The sequence below is a fragment of the Candidatus Methylomirabilota bacterium genome, from assembly GCA_027293415.1.
Lineage (GTDB): Bacteria > Methylomirabilota > Methylomirabilia > Methylomirabilales > CSP1-5 > CSP1-5.
In genome coordinates this window covers 1-2769 of record JAPUFX010000025.1, presented here as the reverse complement: position 1 = coordinate 2769, position 2769 = coordinate 1, and the positions used below count along the sequence as shown (strand labels likewise).

Annotated in this window: 4 protein-coding genes; 1 reads left to right on the top strand and 3 read right to left on the bottom strand. The window is 56.2% G+C overall.

Features of this window, described 5'->3' with window-relative positions:
- The 3 genes from O6929_01905 to O6929_01895 all read right to left on the bottom strand — a co-directional run.
- Positions 1-336: hypothetical protein (locus O6929_01905; protein ID MCZ6479150.1), on the bottom strand; the 336-nt coding region annotated here is incomplete at its 3' end.
- 64 nt (positions 337-400) lie between these two features.
- The gene (locus O6929_01900) at positions 401-1228 is read right to left on the bottom strand and encodes an ABC transporter permease (GenBank protein MCZ6479149.1); all 828 of its coding nucleotides are present in this window, start codon (positions 1226-1228) and stop codon (positions 401-403) included.
- Positions 1200-2060 (bottom strand): ABC transporter ATP-binding protein, encoded by an 861-nt coding sequence (locus O6929_01895; GenBank protein MCZ6479148.1) that lies wholly within the window; start codon positions 2058-2060, stop codon positions 1200-1202. The genes O6929_01900 and O6929_01895 overlap by 29 nt, the downstream gene beginning before the upstream one ends.
- A gap of 387 nt (positions 2061-2447) precedes the next feature.
- Between O6929_01895 and O6929_01890 the strand changes: the two genes are divergently transcribed.
- On the top strand, positions 2448-2769 hold a 322-nt coding region (locus tag O6929_01890), incomplete at its 3' end, for an ATP-binding cassette domain-containing protein (protein ID MCZ6479147.1).

The following is a 2769-nucleotide window of genomic DNA, read 5'->3' as shown; positions in this document are numbered from 1 at the left end:
CTTGGAGATGCCGGTCATGGCAATGGGAGCCGGTACCCAGGCGGCATCGAGTCCACTCTTGGTGCTGGTGGCCGCGCGGTGAGTCGCCACGCCACCGCGGAAGAACTTTATCTCAACCTCCAGGCCGTTCTTCTTGAAGATACCGTTGTCGATCGCGTAGTAGACCGGAATGTGAACCAACGGTGGTGGTTTCACGGGCATCCCTAAAACAATTTTGTCGGCCGCTATAGCCAGGTTAGGCCCTAGCAAAAAGACCGCACCCAGCACAGCGATTGCAGCCAAACATTTCAACATTCGGTTCATCGTCTTCTCCTTTCTCTCTGTTATTCGATCCATCATTTCTCCTTTATTTCCATTGGAGGTGGCTGTCAACATCCATCATGTCCTTTGAGCCGCAGTTCTAGGATTCCGCCCGGACCCGCCACGAGGCAAACCTGTGTTCGCAAGCCGCCACCGCCTTCGTTAGTATGATCCCCACGATCATCAGGAGAAACACGGGGGCAAGACCCTTGTCAAGTTCTAGCTCCCCGGTGTAGTCCTGACTCAGCGCGCCCAGCCCCGAGATGCTCATCAAAAACTCCGCCACTACCATGCCCACTAAGGCCCGACCGCAGGCCAGGCCGAGGCCGGCGACGAGATAGGGAACCACCGAGGGGAAGATGAGGTCCCGCCAGCGCTGGCTCTCGCTCGAGCAGAACGAGCGCGTCACCTCCAGGAGGGAGAGGTCTATGTTGCGCACACCGTGGTAGACATTCACGATGACGGGCATGATGGCAAAGAAGACCACAATGGTGGTCTTGCCGACGAAATCCACACCGAGGACCATAGCGATCGGGAAGGCCAGCGCCACCACCGGCGTGGCATAAAGGGCAAAGACATAGGTGTCGACCGCATACTCAAAGGTCTTGAAGCGGCCCATCAGAATGCCGATCAAGATACCTGCGGGGATGGCGATTGCCAGGCCGGCGACCAGGATCTGGAAGCTTTCGATGGCGGCCGAGGTCATCTCTCCACTTAGGAGGAGCTCGACAAAGGCGTTTATGATCGCGCTCGGGTAGCTAAAGGTCACTGGGGATATATTTCCCGTCAGACCAAGGGCTTCCCAGGAGCCGATGACCGCCACAAAAGAGATCAGGCGTACATAGACTCTGGGCTCCAGGATCCACACCAGCGGAGACCTTACCGATATATCTTGCGCCTCATTTGCGGATTGCACGTAGGTCGTCACTGTTGGGGCCCTCCAAGTTCCCGGAAAACTGAGGGATTGGCCCGGGCTCTGCGTTCGGGTTTCGCAGCGCCTCCCATAGGTAGTGGCGCAGCGCCTGAAAGTGGACGCTGCCACGAATTGCCTCTAGATTGCGCCCCCTACCGAAGCCGGTTTCCAGCTGCAAGCGAATCCGGCCCGGGCGAGGGGTTATGAGCACGACTCGGTCGCCCAGAAGAAGGGCTTCGTCGATGCTGTGAGTAATGAAGATCATCGTCTTGGGCTCGGCCTCGTTGATTTTGAGAAGCTCGTCCTGGAGCTGCTCGCGCGTGAGGGCGTCGAGGGCGCCGAACGGTTCATCCATCAAAAGCAACTCGGGCTGGGCCGCAAGGGCCCGGGCCAGTCCAGCGCGTTGCTGCATGCCGCCAGAGAGTTCTGCGGGAAAGTTATCCTCGAAACCGTTCAGCCCTACCAGGTTGATGTAGTGAGCGACGATCTTATCGATTTCCGCCGGGGACCGGCGCTGGATGCGAAGACCGTAGCCGATGTTCTGGTGGAGCCGCTTCCAGGGGAAGAGACCGAAGTTTTGGAAAACCATAGCCATCTCGGGGCGCGGCTTCACGACTTGCTCCCCCTTAAACAAAACTTCTCCCTGGTCATAGGAGATCAAGCCGTTCACGATGCGCAGGAGGGTTGTCTTTCCGCAGCCGCTCGGACCGAGGACCGTGAGGATCTCCTGTTGACGTAGTTCGATATAGATCCCGTCGAGGACATGAAGGGAGCCGTAGTGTTTGTGAATGACCTTGAGCCGAAGGATTACGCCTTGCTTTGGGTTAATATTGTCCTGGACGGCCATATTCCTGGTTATCCTTTTAGAAGTTTGGACAATCTTTCGAAGAGATCACCTTTGATTCTTGCCCTGTCAGTTACTATCTCAACAAAGATAAATTGTCTAGCATTCCCCTGCCCCCTAGGCTGAACTATCTGGGGGCTTCCCTGAAAGTAAGCAGGATAAAGTGAAAGAGAATATCACCACGAAGGACACGAAGTGGAAGGGCACTGAGAAGCAGACAAGCAGAACCCATTGGCTCCCGCTGAGGGGCAGGCCCCCTCGGCTCCTGCTAACCCACACTTTTCGCAATAGAGCTTTCCATGGATTGACTCATGGCCCGTTCTCGGATATTTTCTCTTCCCTGTTGCATGGTGCAATACCCTTTTGGGCCGATACCTGTGGACTAATATCATGTCTGCCAAGCTGTCGATTCGTGGACTTCAGAAATCCTTCGTGGTGAACGAAGGATTCGGGCACAGCCGTACCATTCACGCCATTGAGCGCGTGGACCTGGAAATAAAAGAAGGAGAATTTGTCTGTGTTATAGGTCCAAGCGGCTGCGGCAAATCGACCCTGCTGATGATATTGGCCGGCCTCTATTCCAAAACAGCGGGGGAGATCAGCCTGGACGGCACACCGCTTACCGGGCCGGGGCTTAACCGTGGCGTGGTGTTTCAGGACTTCGCGCTATTTCCCTGGCTCACCGTTCGCTCCAACATCCTCTACGGGGTAC